This window comes from Streptomyces sp. NPDC101110 (assembly GCF_044759525.1).
GTDB lineage: Bacteria > Actinomycetota > Actinomycetes > Streptomycetales > Streptomycetaceae > Streptomyces.
Map to the genome: position 1 here is coordinate 152,353 of NZ_JBIVZM010000011.1, position 16,670 is coordinate 169,022.

Genomic DNA, 16,670 nt, shown 5'->3' on the forward strand with positions numbered 1-16,670 from the left:
CGACTTCGCGCGGAGCTACTCCGTACCGGGGACGCCGCGTTCCGAACTCAGGTCGCGGTCCCGCTGCTGTGCGCGATGCAGGCCACGTCGATCCGGTCGGCCAGCTTCGCCAGCTCGATGGCCAACTCGGCGACCGTGTCCTCGTCCAGGCCCGATTCCCCGCCCTCCACGAGCCGCACCCATCGGCCTCCCACCGTCCGCAAGAGCTTGCTGACATCCGCCGCAGTCACCTGCAGGGTCCCGCGGTCGTCGACGATCAGAGGCAGAGTCACTTCGCGGTTCACAGACGGGATCGTAGCCCCGCAACACTCACGCACCATGCCAAACAGTGGTGATGTTGCAGAACTCGCGGATTCCGTGCCCGGACAGCTCACGCCCGTAGCCGGACCGCTTCACGCCGCCGAACGGGAACGCCGGGTGGGACGCCGTCATGCCGTTGAAGAACACCCCGCCGGCCTCGAGGTCCCGGACGAAGCGGTCGACCTCCGCGTCGTCGCGCGTCCACACGTTAGAACTCAGCCCGAACGGCGAGTCGTTCGCGATCAGCACGGCCTCGTCCAGGTCGGCCGCCCGGTAGAGGGTGGCGACCGGCCCGAAGGCCTCCTCCCGGTGGATCCGCATCTCGCGGGTGATGCCGGCGAGGATCGTCGGCGTGTAGTACCACCCGGGCCCGTCCGGCCGTTCGCCACCGCACAGCACCTGTGCGCCGCTGCGCACCGCGTCGTCGACCAGTTCCTCCAGGTCACGCAGCCCCTGCTCGCTGGAGAGCGGCCCGACCTCGGTGTCGTCGGCCAGAGGGTCCCCGACCTTCAGCGCTTTCATGCCCTCGGCGAACCGCTCGGCGAAGGCGTCGTAGACGTCCGTGTGCACGATGAACCGTTTCGCGGCGATGCAGGATTGCCCGGTGTTCTGCACCCGGGCGGTCACGGCGACCTTCGCCGCCCGGTCGAGGTCGGCGGAGGGCATGACGACGAACGGGTCGCTGCCGCCCAGTTCCAGCACCGTCTTCTTGATCATCTCTCCGGCGGTGGAGGCGACCGCGCGGCCCGCGGGCTCGCTGCCGGTGAGCGTGGCGGCCTTGACGCGCTCGTCGCGGAGGATCTCGTCGACCGCGGCGGACGCGATCAGCAGGGTCTGGAAGGTGCCCTCGGTGAAGCCCGCGCGGTGGAAGAGGTCCTCCAGGTAAAGGGCGGTCTGCGGGACGTTCGAGGCATGCTTGAGCAGGCCCACGTTGCCCGCCATCAGTGCCGGCGCGGCGAACCGGACCACCTGCCACAGCGGGAAGTTCCACGGCATCACCGCGAGCACCGGGCCGAGGGGCCGGTAGCGCACCCGCACGCGGGAGGCGCCGGAGTCCTTCACGTCGGAGTCGGCGGGTTCCTCGTCGGCGAGCAGTTCCTGGGCGTGGTCGGCGTACCAGCGCATCGCCTTGGCACACTTCGCGGCCTCGGCCCGGGCCTGCTGGATCGGCTTGCCCATCTCGGTGGTCATCACCCGGGCGATGTCCTGCTGGTCCTCCTCGAGGAGGTCGGCGGCCCGGTGCAGCAGCCGGGCCCGCTCGTCGAAGGCCGTCGTCCGGTACGTGCGGAACGTGGCCTCCGCGAGCTGGAGCCGGCGCTCGATCTCCTGCTCGTCCATGGCCTCGTACGTCTTGAGCGTCTCGCCGTTCGCCGGGTTCACCGTTGCGATGGGCATGGCCGACCTCCCTCGGAGCGGGTGTGTCTCGACCTTCCCGCGCGGCGGAGGGGACCGCAACGCGGGAGTGTCTCCTCATCGGAGCGAGTGCTCCGCCAGCCGGTCGAGAAACGCCGCCTGTGCCTTGACGATCACCGCGCGGGCCCCGTCGAGGCCGAACCAGGCCACCCGGTCCACTTCGGGGAACTCCTGGAGCCGTCCGGACTTCGGCGGCCACTCCATGCGGAAGGTGCCCGGTGTGACGGTCGCCGGGTCGAGGTCGGCCCGGACCGCCCAGGCCGTGACGATCTTGCCGTTGGTCTGCCGGACCTCGCCGAGATCGATGGGCTCGCCGTCCGGCGGGGGCAGTCCGAGCTCCTCCTCGAACTCGCGGCGGGCGGCATCCCAGGCGGGCTCGTCCGGCTCGTACTCGCCCTTGACCACCGTCCACGCCCCTGCGTCGCGGCGGGCGAAGAAAGGGCCGCCCATATGGCCGAGCAGCACTTCGACGCCGCCGTCGGCGGTGCGGAAGAGCAGCAGGCCGGCGCTGCGCTTCACGGCCTCACCTCCGGGTGCGCGGCGAGCAGCGTCTCGACCGTGTCGGCGTCCTCGGGGCGTTTGTCCTCCCGGTAGCGGACCACCCGGGCGAAGCGGAGCGTGACACCGGCCGGGTAACGCGTGGAGCGCTGCAGGCCGTCGTAGGCGATCTCGACGACGAGTTCCGGGCGGACCCTCACCACGTGGTCGTCGGTCTCGACGGCGAGCTGCTGGAGGCGTTCGGTCTGCCAGGTGAGCATCGCGTCGGTCATGCCCTTGAAGGTCTTGCCGAGCATGGCGAGGCCACCGTCGGCGGTGCGGGCGCCCAGGTGGAGATTGGACAGCTTGCCGGTGCGGCGGCCGTGCCCCCATTCGGCGGCCAGGACGACCAGGTCGAGGGTGTGGACGGGCTTCACCTTCAGCCAGGAGGCCCCGCGCCGGCCCGCGCTGTAGGGGGCATCGAGCGCCTTGGCGACGACACCTTCGTGGCCGCGTTTCAGCGTCTCGGCGAGGAACTCCTCCGCCGTGGGCGTGTCCCCGGGCCCTGACACGAGCGTGCGCCGCACCCGCATCGGCTCGGGCACCAGCCGGGCCAGTTCGGCGTGCCGCTCGGCGAAGGGCAGGTCCAGCAGGTCATGGCCGTCGACGGACAGCGCGTCGAAGAAGACGGGGGAGACCGGCACCGCGCGGGCGGCCGTCCGTACGTCCGTGCGGGAGCCGACGCGGCCGGCGGTCTCCTGGAACGACCGGGGGCGCCCGCCCTCGTCGAACGAGATCACCTCACCGTCCAGGATGAACCGCTCGCCCCGCAACTCCAGCACGGCGCCGGTCACTTCGGGCAGACGGTCGGTGATGTCGTCGAGGGTGCGGGTGTAGAGCCGCACGGTGCCGCCGTCCCGGTGCACCTGGACGCGGATGCCGTCAAGCTTCTCCTCGACCGCGCAGGCGCCCAGCTTGTCCACCGCCTCGGCCACCGAGGTGGCGCTGTGCGCCAGCATCGGCAGCACCGGGCGGCCGACGGTCAGACGGAAACGTTCCAGGGCGGCGGGGCCGTCCGCGAGCAGCGCCTCGGCGACCGCCTGGAGGGAACCCGCGAGCATCACGGCCCGCCGCACGTCCGCCGGCGGTGCCCCGGTCGCCTGCGCCAGCCCTTCCACCGCCACCGCGTCCAGGGCGCCCTGGCGGACCTCGCCGGTGAGCAGCCCGAGCAGGAACCGCTGCTCGTCCTCGGTGGCAGCTCCCATCAACGCGCCGACCAGCCGGGTCCGTTCCGCCTGTGAGCCGGGGCCGGACACCTTGGCGAGTTCGGCCAGCCGGGCATCGACCTCCCGCACGGTCAGGCCCGGCTCCGCCGCCGGGGCGACCGGGCGGCTCAGCACCTTCCAGCCGACGCCGATCCGGCCCTGGGGCAGTCGTCCCGCCAGGTACGGGATGACGATCGGCACGTCTTCCGCCTCGGCGTCCCGGAAGAGCTCCGCGAGCAGAGCCGTCTTGCGGGACCGCGCCGAGGTGGCGGCGACCTCCCGGGACACGCGGGCCAGCCGGTGCAGCAGCATGCAGCCATGGTGCACCGGAGGCGGTGCGTCTACACCCCGGCGGCCGTGTCGAGATCGGTCATCAGCAGGTCCCCGACGATCGCCGACGCCGCCCGGTAGCCGCCGCTCGCCGCGTGCACCACCTGCTCGGCGAAGCCGATCGCGTTGCCCGCGGCCCACACGCCCGGCACGGTCGTCAGCCCGGTCGGATCGACCACCGGGTACGCGCCGAACGGCGTCTCGTGCAGCTCGGCGCCCAGCCGCTCCAGCAGGCCGGTCCGCGGAACGGCCCGCGGGGCGAGGAACAGTACGGAGCGGGGGTGCGTCGTACCGTCGGCGAGCCGGACACCGGTGAGCCGGTCGTCCTCGACCACCAGCCCGGCGACCTCCCCGGGCACCACCTCCACCCCCGCCGCGGCGAGCCGGCGCAGATCCTCGTCGGACAGCTCCTCCTCCGCGACGGTGTGCAGGAAGAACCGCACGTCCTTCGACCACTGGGACACCATCAGCGCCTGGTGCACACTCGCCGCACCGGTGGCCAGCACTCCGAACGGCCGGTCGCGCACCTCCCAGCCGTGGCAGAACGGGCAGTGCAGCACGTCCCGGCCGAACCGCTCGGCGACCCCGTCGACCGGGGGCAGCTCGTCCCGCAGCCCGGTCGCGACGACCAGCCGCCGCGCTCGCACGGTCCGCCCGCCGGCCAGCACCGCCGTGAAGTCCCCGTCTCCGTCCTTCTCCAACCCCACCACCCGGTCCCGCACGAGCTCCACGCCGTAGCGGGCGATCTCCTCCCGGCCCGCCTCCAGGAACTCGGCGGGCGGCATGCCGTCCCGTGTCAGATAGCCCTGCATGTGCGCGGCGGGCGCGTTGCGCGGCTCACCCGCGTCCACGACCAGCGTGCGGTGCCGGGCCCGCCCCAGCACCAGCGCCGCGGACAGACCCGCCGCGCCCCCGCCGACGACGACCACTGCGTACTTCTCGGTCATGTGACCACCTCCGCTGCCGAGCGTCGCCCCGGCCCTGCGGGATTGACAAACGACTTTGCCGATCCTGCAATACGACCATGACGACGGACGAGGTACTCGCGGGGGTCGGCCCCCGGCTGCGGCAGATGCGAAAGGACCGGGAGGTGACCCTGGCGGCGCTCTCCGAGACCACCGGCATCTCCGTCAGCACCCTCTCGCGGCTGGAGTCCGGCCTGCGTAAACCCAGTCTCGAACTGCTGCTGCCCATCGCGCGCGCCCACCGGGTGGCGCTGGACGAGCTGGTCGGCGCCCCGTCGGCCGGTGATCCGCGCGTGCGGTCCAAGCCGATCGTGATGGGCGGGCGGACCCACTGGCCGCTCACCCGTCAGCCCGGCGGCCTGCAGGCCTACAAGGTCCTCGAACCGAAGCGCAGACAGGAGCCGGACCTCCGGACCCACGAGGGCTACGAGTGGCTGTACGTGCTGTCCGGAAGGCTGCGCCTGGTGCTGGGCGAGCACGACGTGGTGCTCACGGCGGGGGAGGCCGCGGAGTTCGACACCCGGGTACCGCACTGGTTCGGGTCGACGGGGGAGGGGCCGGTGGAGTTCCTGAGCCTGTTCGGACCGCAGGGCGAGCGGATGCACGTGCGGGCGCGGCCGAAGGGCGCGTGACGTACTCGGCGGGACTTTGCCCGGAGACGGTTCCCTGATCGGCAAGCGACCGCTTAGTATGCGAACCGACCCCGGTCAGACGAAGCAGTCCCCCGTGGAGGCCCCGCATGCAGGCATGGCAAGTGCACGAGAACGGCGAGCCGGGCGAGGTGATGCGGCTCGAGGACGTTCAGCCGCCCACGCCCGGTGACGGCCAGGTCCTGCTGAAGGTGCGAGCGGCCAACATCAACTTCCCGGACGCCCTGCTGTGCCGCGGCCAGTACCAGGTCAGGCCCCCGCTGCCGTTCACGCCGGGCGTGGAGATCTGCGGCGAGACCGAGGACGGCCGCCGCGTGATCGCCAACCCTGCCCTGCCGCACGGCGGCTTCGCCGAGTACGCCGTGGCGGACGCCGCCGCGCTGCTGCCCGCGCCGGACGCCCTCGACGACGCCGAGGCCGCGGCCCTGCACATCGGCTACCAGACCGGCTGGTTCGGTCTGCACCGCCGGGCCCGCCTGGAGGCCGGCGAGACCCTGCTCGTCCACGCTGCCGCTGGAGGGGTCGGCAGCGCGGCCGTGCAGCTCGGGAAGGCCGCCGGCGCCACCGTCATCGGTGTCGTCGGCGGCCCCGGGAAGGCGGCCGTCGCCCGCGAGCTGGGCTGCGACGTCGTGATCGACCGGCGCTCCGAGGACGTCGTCGCCGCCGTCAAGGAGGCCACCGGCGGCCGGGGCGCCGACGTGATCTACGACCCGGTCGGCGGCGAGGCCTACACCCAGTCCACCAAGGTCGTCGCCTTCGAGGGACGCATCGTGGTCGTCGGCTTCGCCAGCGGCACCATCCCCAGCCCGGGCCTGAACCACGCCCTGGTGAAGAACTACTCGATCCTGGGGCTCCACTGGGGCCTGTACAACACCAAGAACCCCAAGCTGGTCCAGCACTGCCACGAGCAGCTCACCGAACTGGCCGCCCGGGGCGCGATCAAGCCACTGGTCAGCGAGCGCGTGCCGCTCGGCTCGGCGGCCGCCGCCGTGCAGAAGGTGGCGGACGGTCTGAGCACCGGCCGGGTCGCGGTCGTCATGGAGGAGGCAGCATGACCGGCACCGACGAGCTGCGCCGCCGCACCCGCGAGTTGCTGGCCGCCCACCCGCCGGCCTCCACGGACCGGCTGGACTTCCTGCGGGCCCGCTTCGACGCCGGGCTCGCCTGGGTGCACTACCCCGAGGGCCTCGGCGGACTCGGCGTCCCGCGCTCCCTCCAGGCGGTCGTGGACGCCGAGTTGGAGGCCGCAGGGGCGCCCGACAACGACCCACGGCGCATCGGCATCGGCCTCGGCATGGCCGCCCCGACGATCCTGCAGTACGGCACCGAGGAGCAGAAGCGGCGCTACCTCCGGCCGCTGTGGACGGGCGAGGAGGTCTGGTGCCAGCTGTTCAGCGAGCCGGGCGCCGGGTCCGACCTCGCCGCGCTGGGCACCCGGGCCGTGCGTGAGGGCGACGGCTGGCTGGTCAACGGGCAGAAGGTCTGGACGTCCAGCGCCCACGTGGCCCGCTGGGCGATCCTGATCGCCCGCACCGACCCGGAGGTGCCCAAGCACCGGGGCATCACCTACTTCGTGTGCGACATGACCGACCCCGGCGTAGAGGTACGGCCGCTGCGGCAGATCACCGGAGAGGCCGAGTTCAACGAGGTGTTCCTCACCGACGTCCGCATCCCGGATGCGCGGCGCCTCGGTGCGGTCGGCGAGGGCTGGAAGGTCGCGCAGACCACCCTGAACAACGAGCGCGTGGCCATCGGCGGCATGCGGCTGCCCCGCGAGGGTGGCATGATCGGCCCGGTCTCGAAGACCTGGCGCGAACGGCCCGAACTGCGCACCCACGACCTGCACCAGCGGCTGCTGAAGCTCTGGGTGGAGTCCGAGGTGTCCCGCCTCACCGCGGAGCGGCTGCGCCAGCAGCTCGTCGCCGGCCAGCCCGGCCCCGAGGGCGCCGGCATGAAGCTGGCCTTCGCCCGCCTCAACCAGGAGATCAGCGGCCTGGAGGTGGAACTCCTCGGCGAGGAGGGCCTGCTGTACGACGACTGGACCATGCGGCGCCCGGAACTCGTCGACTTCACCGGCCGCGACGCCGGCTACCGCTATCTGCGCTCCAAGGGCAACAGCATCGAGGGCGGGACCAGCGAGGTCCTGCTGAACATCGTCGCCGAGCGGGTCCTCGGCCTGCCCGCCGAGCCGCGCACCGACAAGGACGTCGCATGGAAGGACCTGGCCCGGTGAAGAACGAGCGAGACCTGTTGTACTCGGAAGAGGAAGACGCGCTGCGCGCCGCCGTCCGCGACCTGCTCACCGACCACTGCGACGCACCCGGCGTCATCGCCCGCACCGAGTCGGACACCCCCCACCACCTGGCCCTGTGGAAGGCCCTCACCGACGGCATGGGCCTCGCCGGTCTGCTGGTGCCCGAGGAACTCGACGGCCAGGGCGCCACCCACCGCGAAGCCGCCGTGGTGCTGGAGGAACTGGGACGCGCGGTCGCCCCCGTGCCGTACCTGACGAGCGCGGTCGTCGCCACCGAGGCGCTGCTGGCCTGCGACGCCGACGACCTGCTGCGCGCGCTCGCGGCCGGGACGGCCATCGGCACCCTCGCGGTGGCCCTCAACGTCGCGCCGGGCGCCGCCTACCAGGCCGTCCGGCACGAGGACGGCCTGCTGCACGGCGAACTCACCGGCATCGCGGACGCGGCCGCGGCGGACGTCCTGCTCGTGCCGGCCGACGACGGCGGTCTGTACGCGGTCGACGCCGGGGCCGCGACCGTCACGCCCCAGACCTCCCTGGACCTGACCCGGCCGCTCGCCACCGTCACTCTCGACGGTGCGCAGGGCAGGCTGCTGGGCGACGCCGAACCCGCCGTACGCCGCGCCCTGCGCGCCGGGGCCGGGCTGCTCGCCTCCGAGCAGTTCGGCCTGGCCGAGTGGACGCTGACGGAGACCGTCCGCTACCTGAAGGAACGCAAGCAGTTCAACCGGCCCGTCGGCGGGTTCCAGGCCGTCAAGCACCGGCTGGCCCAGCTGTGGCTGGAGGTCGTCAACACCCGCGCGGCCGCCCGTAACGCAGCCGACGCCCTGGCCAAGGGCGAGGACGTCGACGTGGCCGTCACCGTCGCCCAGGCGTACGCGGCACCGGTCGCCGTGCACGCCGCAGAGGAGGCGGTGCAACTGCACGCCGGCATCGGCATGACCTGGGAGCACCCCGCGCACCTCTACCTCAAGCGTGCGAAGGCCGACTCGATCGCCTACGGCACGCCCGGCGCCCACCGGGAGGCCGTGGCCGCACTGGTCGACCTCCCAGCCCCCTGACGTCCGTCCCGTCAACTCCGGGAGCCGCACCGGGAAACCCCGGAAAGGGCCCGTCCCAGCAGGGGCGGGTCCTTTCCGTGCGCCCCGGCCGGTGAAGTGAACGCGGGGCGGCAGTCCGGCCAACTCCCCTCCCGGCCCTGCCTCTTGAGCCCGTTCGGACCCATACTCGCAGGGTTCCCGTACGGCATCTCCAGGGAGGCGGAGCATGGCCCTCACCACCCGTCGCACGGCCCTCACCACCCTCGGCGCGGCCCTCGCGGGCTCGATCGCCCTCCCCGCCGCACCCGCGACGGCCGGCGAACGCACCCACCGGCCCCGCCCGTTGTGGCGCGCCCACGCCCACAACGACTACGAGCACCCACGCCCGCTGTTCGACGCCCTCGACCACCGTTTCGGCAGCGTCGAGGCCGACATCCACCTCGTGGGCGACCGGCTCCTCGTCGCCCACGACCCCCAGGATCTCGACCCGTCCCGCACCCTGGAGTCCCTCTATCTCGACCCGCTCGCCGCCCGCGTCCGTGCCCACCACGGCTCGGTGTACCGGGGGCGCCGCGGCTCACTGCAACTGCTCATCGACATCAAGACGGAGGGCGCCGCGACCTACCGCGAACTCGACCGCCACCTCCGGCAATACCGCCACCTGTTCACCACCTGCGCACGCGGCTGCGTCGTCCGCGGTCCGGTCACCGCAGTCGTCTCCGGCGATCGCGCCGCCCGCGCGCCCATGGAGGCCCAGACCGTCCGGCGCGCCTTCTACGACGGCCGTCTCGCCGACCTCGGCGGCCCGGCACCCGCCTCGTTCATCCCGCTGATCAGCGACAACTGGTTCCTCAACTTCACCTGGCAGGGCATCGGCCCCTTCCCCGACGGGGAGCGGCGGAAGCTGCGGGGCATCGTCCGGGCCGCCCACGCCCGCGGACAGAGGGTGCGGTTCTGGGCCACCCCCGACCTGCCGGGGCCCGCCCGCGACGCGCTGTGGGGTGAACTCCTCGCCGCCGGAGTCGACCACCTCAACACCGACGACCTCGCCGGCCTGGAGGCGTTCCTCGACGCCCGTCGGACCGCATAGCACGGCAGCGGGACACCACACGTTCGGCGGACAGGTCAGTCGCCCGGACGAACCCTCCGCTACGCCACACTTACGGCCCAACACCGTGAACCGGACGTGGCGGTGTGGCGGAGGAGTTGACGATGGCCATTTCCATCTCTGTGGTGCTGCTGCTCACGATCCTTGCGGTGATCTTCCTGCGCAACGGCGGACTGAAGATCTCCCACGCGCTGGTCTGCCTGCTGCTCGGCTTCTCCCTGGCGAGCACCAGCATCGCCCCCACCATCAACAGCGGGCTCACCGCGACCGCGGAGATCGTCAGCGGCCTGCGGCCCTGAGATCACCGCGAGAACACGCCGATGCCGTTCGCCACGGGCCGTTCGGCACCGCCGCTGGGGTGGTTGCGCACGAACACGGTGCTCGCGCCCAACTTCCGCGCGACCAGGGTCGACGAACCGCCGCCGTCCAGACTGAAGGCGTCCCGCGCACCCAGGTCCCGCAGCGTGCCGGCGACCTCGGCGATCGTCATGCCGCTGCGGTAGGCGGCGGCGCCGTCCAGGGCGAGCAGCAGCAGGCAGCGCCCGTCGTCGGCGATCCCCACGGCCGTACGAACGGCCGAGGTCGTGTTGTCGAGTCCCGGCAGCGGCTGTCCGCCCGAGAGCACCGGATAGCCGCCGAGGGCGAGCCGGTACGCGACGCCGTCCGCCGCCACCAGACGGTGCTCGACCCCGACCGCCTCACCGGTGGCGAACCTGCGCAGCTGCCGTGCACCCGCCTCCCGCCCGACCAGCACGGTGGTCCCCGCGGCGACGGGCCCGCTGCCCGGGGTGTCGGCGGCCGAGACGACCTTGCCGTGGCGGACCGTCACCTCGTAGGTGTCCGTGCTGCACGGGGCCGCGCGGTCGGTGTCCGTGCCGCACGTGGCGCGCACCCGGGACGCACTGCCCCACGCGGAGGTGAAGGCACCGACCGAACCCACCGGCAGCGCGTACTGGTTGAGTCCGCCCAGCGGCAGCCGCGTCCCGGCCGCACGGACCGAACCGGCCAGCGTCAGCCGGTCCAGCCGTGCCCGACCGTCGGCGCCGACGCCGAACACGTCCTCGGTGGTCCTGCCGGGCGGCAGCGCCGGCCCGAAACGCTGTCCGTTCGGCACGGCAGCCTTGAGCGTCCGCCCGGACGCGATCGCCGGACCCACGCTCGCTCCGGTCGCCTCGACGCCCGGGTGCTGGGTCTCGGTGATGTTGAAGAAGTCACCGTTGACACCGGCGACCGCGCCCTGGGTGTTCGCCATCGCCGAGACCGTCGCACGTGCGGCCACGGCCCCCGGGTACAGCAGATCGACCCGTACCCGCGGGTTACCGAGGTCGACCCTCAGCACATGCGCGTGCGTCACCCCCTTCGCCGCCTTGATGTCGAACTCCTCGTACGTCACCCCCGGAGCTACCCGTCCGCCCTTCTGGACGGCGCCGGCCGGGGCCGCACCGACCAGTGCCGCACCGGTCAGTGCCCCGAACGCCGTGAGGAACGCCAGTACCGCTCTGCCCGCTCTCCCTGGACTGCGACGACCTGTCACCGCGCCCCCCTGATGCCTCGTCAAATGTCGGGATCCTCTGAGGCAGTGCACCAGACCGCGGGGTCCGGCAGGGCGGCTGAGCGCGCACTACGCGGGAACGGCTGAAAATACGCAACCCGTCCGGGTGCTTCAGCGGTCGCCCGTTCCGGCGCCGAACGGCGTGGAGTGCGCCGGGGCGTGGTCGATCGGCAGACCGGGCCGCCACAGGGTGAGGGCCTGCGCGCTGCACACGAACAGCTGCTCCGGCAGCCGGTCCAGGGCGAACCACCGCCAGCGGCCCACGCGCTCCCCGGGCTGGTCCGACGGCTCACCCCGCCAGGCGGTGACCTGGGCGGCCACGGTCATACGGACGACACCGCCCGCGTCGTCCAGCAGCGTCCCGAGCAGCCGGACGTCCTCGGGCCGCGCCGTGAGACCCGTCTCCTCGCCGAGCTCGCGCACCACCGCCCCCTGCAACGACTCTCCGGGCTCCACCGTCCCGCCGGGCAGCTCCCACGTTCCTCGCCGGTGCCGGCCCAGAAGCAGCCCCCGTGGTCCGAACACGATCGCGCCTGCTCCGAGCGCGGCGTGCGGGAGCGGCGGCTTGTCGACCCGCGGCCGGGAGGAGACCCGGACGGACCGGGTGACCCTGAAGAGCCGGTAGGAGGCAAGGTTGCCGTCCTCCGGGGTGTCGAGGACGTCGATCCCCTCCACGCGCAGCCCGTATTCGGTCAGCAGCTCCGTCCAGAGCTCCGGGGTGAGCACCCACATGTGGACCGTGACTACACCACCGCCGGCCAGCCGCAGGATCTCCGGCCGGGCCGCGACCCGGTCCGACGGCCCGTCACCCCGGCTGTTGGTGTGCAGCACGGTGAAGCAGAGCGTGCCACCGGGCCGGAGCGCCCCGGCGAGGGCGGGCAGCAGCCGGTGCGGATCGACGTACGGAACGGCGTTGACGGAGTAGACGACGTCGTACGGCTCCGCCGAGCGCAGGTGCTCCACCGCGTCGGCGAGGACCAGCCGCAGCCCGGGCAGCGAGCCGTGGCGGGCACGGGCTCGTTCGTACTGCCCGGCGGAGGCGTCGACCGCGTCCACCAGCGCCCCGTGGGCCCTGACGAGATGAGCGGCGTGCCGGGCCGGACCGCAACCGAGGTCCAGCACCCGCCGGCCCGTCAGCTCCCCGAGGATCTCGCACCCCGGCCCGCCGCCCTCGAACCCCCAGTCGATCCGCGTCGCCTCGGGCAGTTCCGTGCCCCGTCGCAGATGGTGTGTCCCGTACGCGTCCCAGGCCTCGGCGTTGGCCGCCTCCGGTGCTTCCCCCAAGGCTCAGCCGCCCGCCACGGCGTCACGCGGCAGCACCGTGACCCGGTGGAAGTTGCACCCGGCGAGCCGCGGCCCGTCGTCGTCGGCTGCGGGCGGTGTCTGATGGGCCTTGAGGGCGATGCTCACCAGGCTCAGCAGCAGGTCGACGTCCGCGTCGCAGTCGAGGTGGACCGTCACCCAGCACGATCCGGGCACCAGATGGATCGCGCTCGAACCGGCGAGGTCGTAGTGGAAGCGCTGTATGGCCCGGCGGGTGAGGTGGAGGTCCACGTCCCGTGGGGAGTGGAAGTGGACGATCTCGTCACGGACGGAACGGAGCGCTCTTCCGGTGCCGCAACTCGCCGGGCCCGCCATCAGGTCGGGCCAGGCCTGCAGGCGCTCCAGGGCGCGCTGGGCCAGAGTCATGGCCCCATCGTCGCCTGCTCACCGGTCCGCAACCAGAGGTTGAGCGATTCGTAACCGGGACGTGAGGTGGATCAAGGGGACCGCCGGGCACGCGGGGGGACCTGAAGAGCGTGGCCCTCAGGCGGACTTGACGAGTCTGAGGTACCGCTTCCAGTCCCAGTGCCGGCCCGGGTCGGTGTGGTCGCTGCCCGGCACCTCGTGATGGCCGATGATGTGCGCGCGATTCCTCGGGATGCCGTACCGCCGGCAGATCGCTGCGGTCAGCCGGGCCGACCGCTCGTACATCACGTCGGTGAAGTACCCGGGCCGATCCACCCAGCCTTCGTGCTCGATGCCGATGCTGCGGGTGTTGTAGTCCCAGTTGCCCGCGTGCCAGGCGATGTCGGACTCGCGCACGCACTGCGCGACGCGCCCGTCGGAGGAACGCACCACATAGTGCGCGGACACCTTCGACCCGGGGTTGCGGAAGACGGACAGCGTGCCGGCGTACGTCGTCTGCGCCACGTGGATGACCACGTAGCGCGGCGGATGGGCGCGGGGCCGGTTCGACGGCGTGTAGTTGCTGCGGCTCGCCGGTCGCCACGCCGCCCCGGGGTGATCGACGCTCCGGGGCCGCGCTTCGGCCCGGGTGCCCGCGAGCAGGGCGGAGGGGAAGGCGGTGAGGGCGGCGCCCGCAAGGATGCCTCGCCTGCTGGGGAGAAGGGTGTTCTGACGCATGACTGTGTGCCTTCCGGGCTCGGCTGGAGGGTGTCTCGTGCTCAATTGCGCGGAGCTGCGGCCGTCGCGGTCCGGGCTCGCGTGATCACGTTATGGCGCCCGCCGGTCGGCTGGGAGAAAGCGGCACGAAGCGGTGGACGGGCACGCTGATGTGGACAACTCCCTCACCCGGCCGGGTGGCCGGGGCGGGAGCAGCCCCGGCGGCGACCGTCGGGGCCGCGCCGGTTCAGCCTTGCCCGGCGAACGCTGCCGGGTCGTCCAGCACCGCCCGGACCACCGAGTGGGCTGCCCCCAGCAGGGGCCCCTCGGGGCCCAGCCGTGACACGGACACGGGGCACGCCGGGCCCGCCGTGCGCTGCGCCAGTTCGTCCCGCAGCGAGGGCAGCAGCCAGGGCGCGAGCGCGGCCAGTTCCCCGCCCAGGACCACGCTCTGCGGGTCGAGCAGGTTGACCGCCCCGGTCAGGGCCACGCCGAGTGCCGTGCCCGCGTCGCGCAGGGCCCGCCGTACGTCCTCGTCGCCCTCAGCGGCGCGGCCCGCGAGCAGTCCGACCCGGTCCTCGTCCGGTTCCAGACCGGCCGCTCGCAGCACGGCCTCCTCACCGGCGTACTGCTCCAGGCAGCCCCTTCCGCCGCAGGCGCACTCCGGCCCGTCCGGCCGGACCGGCACGTGCCCCAACTCACCCGCGAAGCCGCGGGTGCCGCGCAGCAGCCCGCCGTCCACCACGACCGCCGCGCCGATACCGATCTCCGCGGAGACGTGCAGGAAGTCGCGGGGGGTGCCGTCACCCAGCCAGAGTTCGGCGAGGGCACCGAAGTTGGCCTCGTTGTCCACGGTCAGCGGGGTGTCTGCCGGCAGCAGCGGGCCGAGGTCGGTGTCGTGCCAGCCGAGGTTCGGGGCGCGCACGACCGTCCGGGCGTCACGCGCCACCAGCCCCGGCACGGCCACGGCGAGTCCGGCCGGGTACAGGCCCTCACCCTCCGCCTCGACGACGACCTGCCGGATCAGCTCGGTGAGCTCCGCGAGCACGGGGCGAGGGGAGCGGCCGCGGTTCGCTCCCTGCCGTATCGCCCGCGCCCTGGTCGTGCCGCGCAGGTCGACCGCGCACACCGCGAGATGGTCGACACCCACCTCCGCGCCGATGCCGGCCGGACCGCGTGCGCTGACGGCGAGTGCGGAACCGGGCCGGCCCACCCGGCCGGGCCGTTCGGGCCCGAGCTCTTCGAGGAGCCCGGAGCGGATGAGCTCGTCGACGAGCGTCGAGACCGCCGCCCGGGTCAGGCCGATCCGTGAGGCGACGGCGGCCCGCGACAGCGGCCCCTGCGCACGGACGGCGTGCAGGACGCGGGCGAGGTTGCGGCGGCGCATGCCCTGCTGGGTGTCGGGCAGTGCGGCTCCCGGCCCGGCGGGACGAGCCTCGTGCAGCGGTGCGGTCATGCCTGACGCCAGTCCTCAGTGAGTGTCCGTGGGTCGCTCCAGCAGGGGAGCCGCGTCGGAGAGTACCCCGGCGATCCTGGACAGCGTCTCCTCGTCCCGCTCGACGGCCTCGAGCACCGGCCCGGCCGCCGTGTCCCAGCGGCGCGCGACCGCCGCGGGATCCTCGCCGGTCAGCAGCCCCGCGGCCTGTGCGGCGGCGCCGAGCGCGACCAGTTCCCTGGCCTCGGGCACCTGGACCGGACGGCCCGAGAGCCGCCGCACGGTCTGCTGCCAGGCGGTGCCCCGGGCGCCACCGCCGATCAGCAGCAGCGGTTCCGAGGGGTCCGCGTCCCCGTCGAGGACCAGGCCCAGCGCCCCGAGCAGGGAGTGCACGGCACCGTCGTAGGCGGCCTGCAGCAGCTGGCCGGCGGTCGTGTCGTGCCGCAGGCCGTGCAGCAGGCCCGAGGCGTTCGGCAGGTTCGGGGTGCGTTCGCCGTCCAGGTAGGGCAGGAGCGTCACGGCCGTGCCGGGCTTCACGGCCTCGCGGTCCAGCCCCAGCAGCGCCGCGACGCGGTCGACGGCGAGGGTGCAGTTCAGGGTGCAGGCCAGGGGCAGCCAGTCGCCGTGGGCGTCGGCGAAACCCGCCACCGTCCCGCTCGGATCGGCGGGCCGTCGCCGTGAGACGGCGTACACCGTGCCGGAGGTGCCGAGGCTCATGACCGGAACACCGGGGCGCACCCCGAGGCCCATCGCGGCGGCGGCGTTGTCGCCGGTGCCGGGCGCGACCAGAGTGCCCTTGGAGAACGGCAGATCGTGGCTGTCGCGCACCGTGCCCGCGATCTCGCCGGGCCGCACCACACGCGGCAGCAGAGCCGGGTCGAGCCCCACGTGCGCCAGGATCGCCTCGTCGTAGGACTCCGTCCGGGACGCCCACCAGCCCGTCCCGGAGGCGTCGCCGCGGTCGGTCGTGCCCTGCCCGGTGAGTCGCTCGGTGAGGTAGTCGTGGGGGAGGCGCACGGCCCTGGTGGCCCGGACGGCCTCGGGCTCGTGCTCGGTCAGCCAGGCCCACTTGGTGACCGTGAAGGAGGCGGCGGGGACGCTTCCGGTGCGTTCGGCCCAGACCTTCGCTCCCCCCAGTTCCTCCGTCAGCCGTTGGGCCTGCGGTGCCGAACGCACGTCGTTCCACAGCAGGGCGGGCCGCACCGGATCGCCCCGGCCGTCCAGGGTGACGAGGCCGTGCTGCTGCCCGCCGACCGACACCGCTGCGGCCTCGTGCGCCGCCTCCCCGCACTGGCGCAGGGCCTCGCACAGCGCGTCCCACCACTCGCGCGGATCGCTCTCCCGGCCGGCCCCCGAGGAGACCGTGTGCGGCGCCTGGCCGCTCGCGACCACCCGGCCGGTGGACGCGTCGACGACCAGCGCCTTGGTGGACTGGGTGGACGAATCCACACCGACGACGAGCGGACCCTCGGCTGCTGACATCGGGCTTCTCCCTACTG

General features: G+C 73.2%; 17 protein-coding genes. 6 read left to right on the forward strand and 11 right to left on the reverse strand.

All coding sequences use genetic code 11. The features are described 5' to 3' along the window. Positions 1 to 47: 47 nt before the first annotated feature. The 5 genes from ACIQU3_RS25295 to ACIQU3_RS25315 all read right to left on the reverse strand — a co-directional run bounded on the left by ACIQU3_RS25295 (position 48) and on the right by ACIQU3_RS25315 (position 4,732). Positions 48 to 284: a DUF6213 family protein gene (locus ACIQU3_RS25295; protein WP_234749462.1), complete on the reverse strand. Its 237-nt coding sequence runs from the start codon at positions 282 to 284 to the stop codon at positions 48 to 50. Positions 285 to 309: 25 nt separating this feature from the next. After that, positions 310 to 1,695 (reverse strand): NADP-dependent succinic semialdehyde dehydrogenase, encoded by a 1,386-nt coding sequence (locus ACIQU3_RS25300; protein WP_403738276.1) that lies wholly within the window; start codon positions 1,693 to 1,695, stop codon positions 310 to 312. Positions 1,696 to 1,770: 75 nt separating this feature from the next. Next, positions 1,771 to 2,232, reverse strand: a complete 462-nt coding sequence (locus ACIQU3_RS25305; RefSeq protein ID WP_403738278.1) for an NUDIX domain-containing protein — start codon at positions 2,230 to 2,232, stop codon at positions 1,771 to 1,773. After that, the gene (locus tag ACIQU3_RS25310; protein ID WP_403738281.1) at positions 2,229 to 3,767 is read right to left on the reverse strand and encodes an ATP-dependent DNA ligase; all 1,539 of its coding nucleotides are present in this window, start codon (positions 3,765 to 3,767) and stop codon (positions 2,229 to 2,231) included. The genes ACIQU3_RS25305 and ACIQU3_RS25310 overlap by 4 nt, the downstream gene beginning before the upstream one ends. A gap of 29 nt (positions 3,768 to 3,796) precedes the next feature. After that, on the reverse strand, positions 3,797 to 4,732 hold the full coding sequence (locus ACIQU3_RS25315; protein ID WP_403927846.1) for an NAD(P)/FAD-dependent oxidoreductase: 936 nt from the start codon (positions 4,730 to 4,732) through the stop codon (positions 3,797 to 3,799). 77 nt (positions 4,733 to 4,809) lie between these two features. On the opposite strand from ACIQU3_RS25315, the gene ACIQU3_RS25320 reads away from it, so the two are divergent. From ACIQU3_RS25320 to ACIQU3_RS25345, 6 genes are all read left to right on the forward strand, one after another. Further along, positions 4,810 to 5,382, forward strand: a complete 573-nt coding sequence (locus ACIQU3_RS25320; RefSeq protein ID WP_366712415.1) for an XRE family transcriptional regulator — start codon at positions 4,810 to 4,812, stop codon at positions 5,380 to 5,382. A gap of 107 nt (positions 5,383 to 5,489) precedes the next feature. Further along, on the forward strand, positions 5,490 to 6,455 hold the full coding sequence (locus ACIQU3_RS25325) for an NADPH:quinone oxidoreductase family protein (RefSeq protein ID WP_403927848.1): 966 nt from the start codon (positions 5,490 to 5,492) through the stop codon (positions 6,453 to 6,455). Then, complete coding sequence (locus ACIQU3_RS25330; protein ID WP_403927851.1) at positions 6,452 to 7,633, forward strand: acyl-CoA dehydrogenase family protein; 1,182 nt, start codon at positions 6,452 to 6,454, stop codon at positions 7,631 to 7,633. Before ACIQU3_RS25325 ends, ACIQU3_RS25330 begins: the two co-directional genes overlap by 4 nt. Beyond that, positions 7,612 to 8,712, forward strand: a complete 1,101-nt coding sequence (locus tag ACIQU3_RS25335; protein ID WP_403927854.1) for an acyl-CoA dehydrogenase family protein — start codon at positions 7,612 to 7,614, stop codon at positions 8,710 to 8,712. Before ACIQU3_RS25330 ends, ACIQU3_RS25335 begins: the two co-directional genes overlap by 22 nt. A gap of 205 nt (positions 8,713 to 8,917) precedes the next feature. Then, positions 8,918 to 9,781, forward strand: coding sequence for a phosphatidylinositol-specific phospholipase C/glycerophosphodiester phosphodiesterase family protein (locus ACIQU3_RS25340; RefSeq protein WP_403927856.1), 864 nt, complete (start codon positions 8,918 to 8,920; stop codon positions 9,779 to 9,781). A 122-nt stretch (positions 9,782 to 9,903) separates the two neighbouring features. Further along, a complete protein-coding gene (locus ACIQU3_RS25345; RefSeq protein ID WP_366712424.1) occupies positions 9,904 to 10,098 on the forward strand; it encodes a hypothetical protein in 195 nt (64 codons plus the stop codon). A gap of 2 nt (positions 10,099 to 10,100) precedes the next feature. Here ACIQU3_RS25345 and ACIQU3_RS25350 read toward each other — a convergent pair whose 3' ends face one another. From ACIQU3_RS25350 to xylB, 6 genes are all read right to left on the reverse strand, one after another. After that, the gene (locus tag ACIQU3_RS25350; protein ID WP_403738305.1) at positions 10,101 to 11,333 is read right to left on the reverse strand and encodes a phosphodiester glycosidase family protein; all 1,233 of its coding nucleotides are present in this window, start codon (positions 11,331 to 11,333) and stop codon (positions 10,101 to 10,103) included. Between the two features lie 129 nt (positions 11,334 to 11,462). Beyond that, positions 11,463 to 12,635, reverse strand: coding sequence for a bifunctional class I SAM-dependent methyltransferase/NUDIX hydrolase (locus ACIQU3_RS25355; protein ID WP_403738310.1), 1,173 nt, complete (start codon positions 12,633 to 12,635; stop codon positions 11,463 to 11,465). A 3-nt stretch (positions 12,636 to 12,638) separates the two neighbouring features. Continuing rightward, complete coding sequence (locus ACIQU3_RS25360) at positions 12,639 to 13,040, reverse strand: luciferase family protein (protein WP_403738314.1); 402 nt, start codon at positions 13,038 to 13,040, stop codon at positions 12,639 to 12,641. 117 nt (positions 13,041 to 13,157) lie between these two features. Next, positions 13,158 to 13,757: an N-acetylmuramoyl-L-alanine amidase gene (locus tag ACIQU3_RS25365; RefSeq protein ID WP_403738317.1), complete on the reverse strand. Its 600-nt coding sequence runs from the start codon at positions 13,755 to 13,757 to the stop codon at positions 13,158 to 13,160. A 226-nt stretch (positions 13,758 to 13,983) separates the two neighbouring features. Beyond that, entirely contained in the window at positions 13,984 to 15,192 is a 1,209-nt protein-coding gene (locus ACIQU3_RS25370; protein WP_403927858.1) for an ROK family protein, read from the reverse strand. Positions 15,193 to 15,207: 15 nt separating this feature from the next. After that, positions 15,208 to 16,653, reverse strand: coding sequence for a xylulokinase (xylB, locus tag ACIQU3_RS25375; RefSeq protein WP_403927860.1), 1,446 nt, complete (start codon positions 16,651 to 16,653; stop codon positions 15,208 to 15,210). Between the last annotated feature and the right edge of the window lie 17 nt (positions 16,654 to 16,670).